Annotated in this window: 7 protein-coding genes and 1 pseudogene; 3 read left to right on the top strand and 5 right to left on the bottom strand. The window is 69.8% G+C overall.

What is annotated here, in order from left to right:
* Both ACWDS7_RS45215 and ACWDS7_RS45210 read left to right on the top strand, forming a co-directional pair.
* Nucleotides 1-236, top strand: a pseudogene (locus ACWDS7_RS45215) (alpha/beta hydrolase); the annotation flags it as partial.
* Between the two features lie 144 nt (nt 237-380).
* The gene (locus tag ACWDS7_RS45210; protein ID WP_451934318.1) at nt 381-1,712 is read left to right on the top strand and encodes a serine/threonine-protein kinase; all 1,332 of its coding nucleotides are present in this window, start codon (nt 381-383) and stop codon (nt 1,710-1,712) included.
* 225 nt (nt 1,713-1,937) lie between these two features.
* On the opposite strand, the gene ACWDS7_RS45205 is transcribed toward ACWDS7_RS45210, so the two are convergent.
* From ACWDS7_RS45205 to ACWDS7_RS45185, 5 genes are all read right to left on the bottom strand, one after another.
* Nucleotides 1,938-2,591 carry a DNA alkylation repair protein gene (locus ACWDS7_RS45205; RefSeq protein WP_451934319.1) on the bottom strand — a complete coding sequence of 218 codons (654 nt, stop codon included), beginning with the start codon at nt 2,589-2,591 and terminating at the stop codon, nt 1,938-1,940.
* A gap of 43 nt (nt 2,592-2,634) precedes the next feature.
* Nucleotides 2,635-3,288 (bottom strand): SRPBCC family protein, encoded by a 654-nt coding sequence (locus ACWDS7_RS45200; RefSeq protein WP_451934317.1) that lies wholly within the window; start codon nt 3,286-3,288, stop codon nt 2,635-2,637.
* Entirely contained in the window at nt 3,285-3,674 is a 390-nt protein-coding gene (locus tag ACWDS7_RS45195; protein ID WP_451934316.1) for an ArsR/SmtB family transcription factor, read from the bottom strand. The genes ACWDS7_RS45200 and ACWDS7_RS45195 overlap by 4 nt, the downstream gene beginning before the upstream one ends.
* Before the next feature lie 293 nt (nt 3,675-3,967).
* Nucleotides 3,968-4,705: a hypothetical protein gene (locus ACWDS7_RS45190; RefSeq protein ID WP_451934315.1), complete on the bottom strand. Its 738-nt coding sequence runs from the start codon at nt 4,703-4,705 to the stop codon at nt 3,968-3,970.
* Nucleotides 4,702-5,415 carry an ABC transporter ATP-binding protein gene (locus ACWDS7_RS45185; RefSeq protein WP_451934314.1) on the bottom strand — a complete coding sequence of 238 codons (714 nt, stop codon included), beginning with the start codon at nt 5,413-5,415 and terminating at the stop codon, nt 4,702-4,704. Before ACWDS7_RS45185 ends, ACWDS7_RS45190 begins: the two co-directional genes overlap by 4 nt.
* Before the next feature lie 168 nt (nt 5,416-5,583).
* On the opposite strand from ACWDS7_RS45185, the gene ACWDS7_RS45180 reads away from it, so the two are divergent.
* Nucleotides 5,584-6,507, top strand: a 924-nt coding sequence (locus ACWDS7_RS45180) for a sensor histidine kinase (RefSeq protein WP_451934313.1), incomplete at its 3' end; no start/stop codon positions are given.

Raw genomic sequence — 6,507 nt, 5'->3', positions numbered from 1 at the left:
TGCTGGGCCTGGGCGGGGCGGCGGCCTCGGCCGAGGCCGCCGCGCGTATCACCGTCCCGGTGGAGTTCCTGCTGCAGTGGGACGATGAGCGGGTGCCGCGGGCCCAGAGCTTGGCACTGTTCGACGCCCTGGGCTCAGCGGAGAAGACGCTGCACGCCAACCCCGGCAAGCACGGGGAGCTCCCGGCCTTCGAACTGGACAGCACGCTACGGTTCTTCGCCCGGCACCTCGGCTGATACCTCCGGCTGCAGTCCGCGACGATGGGCAGACCAAGTGAAGCGAACGGCCATGCACCGATGACGGTGGCTGTACCCTGATCAACTGTCCGTGCCGAGCACGATGGCAGGAGACGGTGCATGACTTCGAGGCTGGCCGGTGACATGGTCGGCGGGCGCTACCGGCTTGCCGCCGAACTGGGGTCCGGTGGTTTCGGGCGGGTCTGGCGGGCCCGCGACGAGACCCTCGACGTGGACGTTGCGATCAAGGAACTGCAGCTGCCACCGGGGATGCCGGAGACCGAACGGGCCGAGCGGCTGGCGCGCGCCACGCGCGAGGCCCGCAATGCCGCCCGGTTACGCAAGTACGACGGCATCGTCGCGATCCACGACGTCGTCATCGACGACGGCCTTCCCTGGATCGTCATGGAACTGGTCGACGGCTGCTCGCTGAGCGAGCACATGCAGGAGCACGGACCTCTTCCGACGGGCAGGGCCATCGAGGTCGCCGTGGCGCTGCTGACGGCAATAGGCGCAGCGCACCGGGAAGGTGTCGTGCACCGCGACATCAAACCGGCCAACGTCATGCTCGCCGAGAACGGGAAGGTCCTGCTCACCGACTTCGGGACAGCGATCCACCGTACCGACACCGCACTGACCGCCACCGGGATGTTCATCGGCTCGGCGGAGTACACGGCGCCCGAGCGGTTGCGTGGCAGCGACGGCCTTCCCGCCGGGGATCTGTTCTCCCTCGGCGTGACCCTTTACCAGGCCGTCGAGGGCGTCTCACCGTTCCGCCGCGATACCCAGGAAGCGACGTTGGTCGCAGTACTACTGGAGGAGGCCCCGGCACCGCGACGGGCCGGGCCGCTCACGCGGCTCATCACCCGGCTGCTGGACAAGGACCCGGGCCGCAGGCCGACGGTCGACGAAGCACTGGCCATGGCAGGTGACATTGCGGGTGAGCAGTCCGCGACCGAGGTCCACGGGTGGCGCGACACCAAGATCCTCCCGGCTCGGCCGGAGAAGTGGCCGCCCGTAGGTGCTGCCATGCTGATGGTGGTCATATCGGCGATGGCGGTCATCACGGCGCTCGGCGTCGCCGGACTCCCCGATGCCGGCGGAACGTGGGAGCACTTCGAGCACTACGGGGACAATGCCGTGCTCAGCGTCGCCGTAGTGATCGTCGCCGTTGCCGATGTCGTTCTCGCCGGCTTGGTGTGCGCCAGTCTCGCGCGGTTCCGGCCGGCGAACGTCGGCAAGACCGTCACCGCTGTCGTCGGTGTCGCCGGGCTCGTCTTCGGCTGTGGCGCGACCGCTTTCGCCTTCCACGGCGCGGGCGAGATCTTCCGGAACACGACGGAGCTCTCCGGGCGAGAGTCCGCGACAGTGTCGCTGGCCTTGATCAGCATCGTCGTCCTCGTCGCTGTCGGGTCGGCCTGGAGCTCACATCGCACCGATCGACGCGGAACGATCAGAGGCCGAACACGATCATGACCGCCCGCACGATGCGCCATGGAGAGCACGAGGTACGGCCCAGCCCAGCCGGTTGTCCCGTTGTCTCAAGACCGGTGCCCGCTGCGGACACAACGGGCGCACCGCAGATCATCGATCAGACCAGGAGTCCCAGGGCTCCGGGCGCTTCCCAGTCGGGGTGTTGGTGAGGAACGTGTCACCAGCCGCTCGACTGTCCCCATGCCCGAGGCGACGAGCCACCGTCAATCAGGCCACCGTGTTGTCGTGCTGTCGGCGCACCATCTCCGCGATCCAGGTAGGCGCGAACGGAGATGTGCAGCCCGGGGACGTCGGGTAGTCCTTGAGCACCTGGAGGCGCTCACCGATGTCGATCGCACGGGGGCGGTGCTCGGCGTGCTCGATCCCGATCTGGGCCAGGCAGTTGTTCATCTCCCACTGCAGTCGGTCCTGAGCGTCCTTCATCTCCGCCTCGATGACGTCGAGCAGCCCTGCGAGGTCGAGGCCCTCGGGCTTCTTCGCCACCCGGTCGGCGGTCAGCGCCCAACCGGCACTCGCGACCACCGGATCCGGGTCGGCGGACCAGGCCAGGCGCAGCTCTTCGGCGTGCGGGTTCTTCTTCACCACGTAGTTCACCAGCCAGCCGTGCACCTTGGGAGTGCGCGTCTGGCGCAGCATGGCGTCCAGCTCGTCTCGCCTGAACGCCTTCGGGCGGCAGATCAGCAGCGCCAGCAGCCGCGCCGCGGAGTCGTCCGTCTCCCAGAGCCGGCGCGCGAGTTCCTGCTGCGTCTTCAGCCGCTTGGCGAGCACGCGCAGCTTGCCGAGGTTCACACCGTGATCGTCACCGTGTTTCTCGTTCACCTCGCGTGTCCTGGGGTCGGCCAGCTCGGCCAGCTCGGCCATCACCTCGGCCACCATCGCCTCGGTCAGTGTCGTCCTGGCCACCTCAGTGCCCTGTCTCGTCGTGGGGGGCGTAGTGCTGGGTTGCGAACGCGACCGCCGCGGCGATGTCGTCGTCGCTGGTGCCCCAGGCGGTCTGGATCGCCTGTCCCCAGGCTTGACCGCTGCGCACCGCGAACTCCTTGACGTCCGGTGCGTTCTCCCAGGTCGCCGGGTCGAGGCCCGCGCCGCGCAGGTGCAGGTCCAGGCCGAGGAGGGCGAGGTCCCAGCCGGTGCCGACGCCGATGGTGCCGCCGGGGCCGTAGGCGCGCAGCATCTCGTCGACGAACTCGGCGGGGGAAGCGTGCTCCAGCTCGAAGACGGTGTCGCCGTCCTCGCCCTTGGAGAGGCGGACCTCGACCTCGGTGGCCATGCCTTCTCCCATGGTCCAGGTCACCTTGAGCAGGTGCGGCTCCTCGCAGCGCAGGATCTCCCCGCCGGCGTTGCCCTCGAGCTGAAAGGTGCCGCCCAGGCGGAGATCACCGCTGACCGGCCCCAGCCACCGGCCGATCCGGTCGGGCTCAGTGCAGGCACTCCAGACGTCCTCTATCGCGGCGTCGTAGGTACGGCGCAGCAGCACCGAACGCCCCGCACCCGTGCTGACGGGCTGGTCGCCGATCTCCCGGTGGGCGGCGTTGACCTGGTTGATGACGTCGATCACGTGTCCTCCTTGCTCTTGGCGGGTGGTTTGCTGACTCCCGACGGCCCGTCTCCGCGCCGTTCACTGCGTCCGCGCCTGCCCCGCGCGAGTTCGGTGCTCAGCGCGTCCAGGCGCTGGTTCCAGAACCGCCGGAAGTGCTCCAGCCAGACGTCGACCTCCTGCAGGGGCTGGGCGTCGACCGCGTAGAGGCGGCGCGTGCCCTCCGCCCGGACGGTCGCGAACCCCGACTCCCGCAGCACGCGGAGGTGCTGCGAGGTGGCCGGCTGGGAGATCCCGAACTCCTCGCGAATGCGGCCGCTCACTGCGCCGGCGGTCTGCTCGCCCTCGGCGAGCAGCTCCAATATCCGGCGGCGAACAGGGTCGCCGAGTACGTCGAAGGCGTGCACGGCCCCATGATTTCAGCTACAACTTATATAAGTCAAATATTAATCTCTGCTGCCGGCCGGGACCGGGGACGCGGCGGACTTGGGCGCGGGCAAGTGCGGTCATCGCCAGAGCCCCTGAGCCCGCGTGATCCCGCGGCCCTGCTCGACGAGCGCGGGCTCTCCCCCGTGCCTCCGCCCGACTCGGTCCAGTCGCAGCTGCGGCAGATCGCGCCGAGCCGGCCGTCCACGATGATCCCCCGGATGGCGGCCAGGCGCGCGGCCGGCACCGATCGCGACCAACGGCCCTACCGCCGTCAGCCGATCTCCTTCCTCGAGATGCGCAGCATCCCTGCGACCACCGGAACGACGATCCACACGAACACTGACACGGCCAGCCGAAGGGCGGCGTCGCCGGTGAACCCGCCGTCCATCAGGGGGTTGGTGGTGAGGTTGAGGTCGAGCCATTCCGCCAGGATCGCGCCCATGTCACCGAGCCGGGCGACAGCGCTCCACAGGGCCGTACTGGCCAGACAGATCACGATCGCCGCCGGCGCGTTCAACAACACCAGCCCCATGCCGAGGCCCTGGCCGGTCACCAGCACCATCGTCGCGATCCAGCCCAGCACCTGGGCGGGCGCAATGGTCCACGTGGCCTCGGCGCCGTGAACCGTAGCGGCGACGGCGGTCATGGGCAGGGCCGCCAGCAGGGCGAACACGCAGGCCGCCACGGCGACCGCCAGTGGCGGCAGGCACTTGGCCGCCAGCACCCGCCCGCGCCGGGGCTCCAGCGCGAACGTGGTCAGTGCCGTGCGATGCCGCCATTCGCCGGTCACCGTGAGAATGGCCAGCACGGGCAGAAGCGCCCCGAGCGGGATGGCGGCGGTCCCGGCCAGGGTGAACCAGTGCGGCTGCGCGGTGAGGCCCCGGGCGACGACGGCCACGAGCGCCAGCCCGATCGCGCTCACCGTGAGGATGAGACCGCTGCGCGTGTCGAACAGCTTGCGGGTCTCGACCCGCAGCAGCCTGGTGAACGGGATGTCGGTAGGGGTCATGCGGCGCTCCTGTCGGCTTGCGCGGTCAGTTCGAGGAAGGTCTGCTCCAGACCGCCACCGCGGGCGAGCTCGGCGACGGTGCCCCGGGCGAGTACGCGGCCGCGGCCGATCATCACGATCTGGTCGGCGACCTGCTCCACCTCGTGCAGCAGGTGTGAGCTGAGCAGCACCGCGCACCCGGAGTCGGCCAGGCTGCGCAGCAGTCCGCGCATCCACTGGATGCCCTGCGGGTCGAGGCCATTGGCGGGCTCGTCCAGGACGAGCGCCTCGGGCCGGCCGAGCAGCGCGTGGGCGATGCCGAGCCGCTGCCGCATGCCCATCGAATAGCCGCCGACGGCCCGCCTGCCCTCCTGACCGGTCAGCCCGACCAGCTCCAGGCTCTCTCCGACGCGCGAGCGGGGCAGGCCCAGCATCATCGCCCCCAGCGTCAGGACCTCCCGCCCGCTGCGCCCCGGATGCAGGGCGCCGACGTCGAGCAGCGTGCCGACGCGGCGGCCAGGACAGGCGAGTTCGGTGTACGGTCGCCCGAACACGGTGGCCAGCCCCGACGTCGGTCGCGAGAGCCCGATCAGGATGCGCAGAGCCGTCGACTTTCCCGCGCCGTTGGGTCCGAGGAACCCGGTGACGCTGCCTGCCCCGACGGTGAAGGACACCTCGTCGAGGGCTCGCACTCCTCTGTATGTCTTGCTGACGCCATGGAATTCGATCACGGGCCCAGTTCACCGGATTCCCCGTCTCAGGTCATCGGACCCAGGTCGACGGCCACCGCAGGAGAAATGGACTCAGGGCTACCCGTTCTAACCCCTGGTCGCTAGGAGCGGTCCTGGCGCATCCCTAGGCTGGCGGGCGTGAAAGAGCAAGCGGTGAATGAGTCTGGAATGGAAGGAAGGAGCCGGGGCGAGGCTCTGCGTTACCTCTGCGCCATTCTGCCTGCGCTGTTCGTCGGCGGGATCTCGATCCTGTCAGCCGTGAGCCGCGAGGTCGCCCCCGACCTCGGCCCGATCGCGCTGGACCTGGCCCTGTTCGGGGTCGGTCTGGGGTTGATGCGATGGCGGCACCGCTTCCCCTGGCAGGTCGCGCTGGCGACCGCGCTCCTGACCCTCTACTCGACCACCGCGGTCGGCCCCGCCTACGTCGCCTACGTCTCTGTGTGCACGCATCGCCGTTGGCGCCAGATCGTCCCGGTCGCTCTCGCCACGTGGCTGTGCCCGGCGGCGCAGATCCTGTGGTCGGACGCCGACAAGCTCAGGGTCGTCTCCGTCACGAGCGTCACCATGGTGACCGGCGGCGTGATCGTCGGCGGGCTGACCGTCTTCGGCCTCTACCTGCGCACATGGCGTGACCTGGCCGCCTCGCGGCGACAGGCCGCGCTCGAGGCGCAGGCGCACCGCGTCGAGCAGGCCAAACTAGCCGAACGGGTCAAGATCGCCCACGAGATGCACGACGTGCTGGCACACCGGATCTCTCTGCTGGCCATGCTCGCGGGCGGCCTGTCGCACCGCACCGACCTCACCGCCGAGCAGACCCGCGAAACGGCCCAGGTGATTCAGGAGAACGCACACCAGTCGCTCAACGAACTGCGCGCCGTACTCGGCACGCTGCGGCGCGACGGCGGCGTCGAGGACCCGCAGCCGAACCTGGCCGACCTCGACGCCCTGTTCGACGAAGTACGCGTGGCCGGGCAGCAGGTCGAGGTGGCCGATACCGTCGAGGGCGTGTCCGGGGGTGCCGTGGCGGGTGATGCGGCCTTCGCTGGCCCAGCGGTGGAGGGTGCCGGGTGGGCGGCCGGTCCAGGTGGTGGC

The sequence above is a fragment of the Streptosporangium sp. NPDC003464 genome (assembly GCF_053588315.1).
Note: the sequence above shows the minus strand (reverse complement) of the source record. Positions and strands in the feature narration are given on the sequence as shown.

What these genes read in the sequence shown, in the direction of transcription:
- ACWDS7_RS45210 (WP_451934318.1), top strand. Translation starts at nt 381, where the DNA reads ATGGTCGGCGGGCGCTACCGGCTTGCCGCCGAACTGGGGTCCGGTGGT.
- ACWDS7_RS45205 (WP_451934319.1), bottom strand. Translation starts at nt 2,591, where the DNA reads ATGGCCGAGCTGGCCGAGCTGGCCGACCCCAGGACACGCGAGGTGAAC.
- ACWDS7_RS45190 (WP_451934315.1), bottom strand. Translation starts at nt 4,705, where the DNA reads ATGACCCCTACCGACATCCCGTTCACCAGGCTGCTGCGGGTCGAGACC.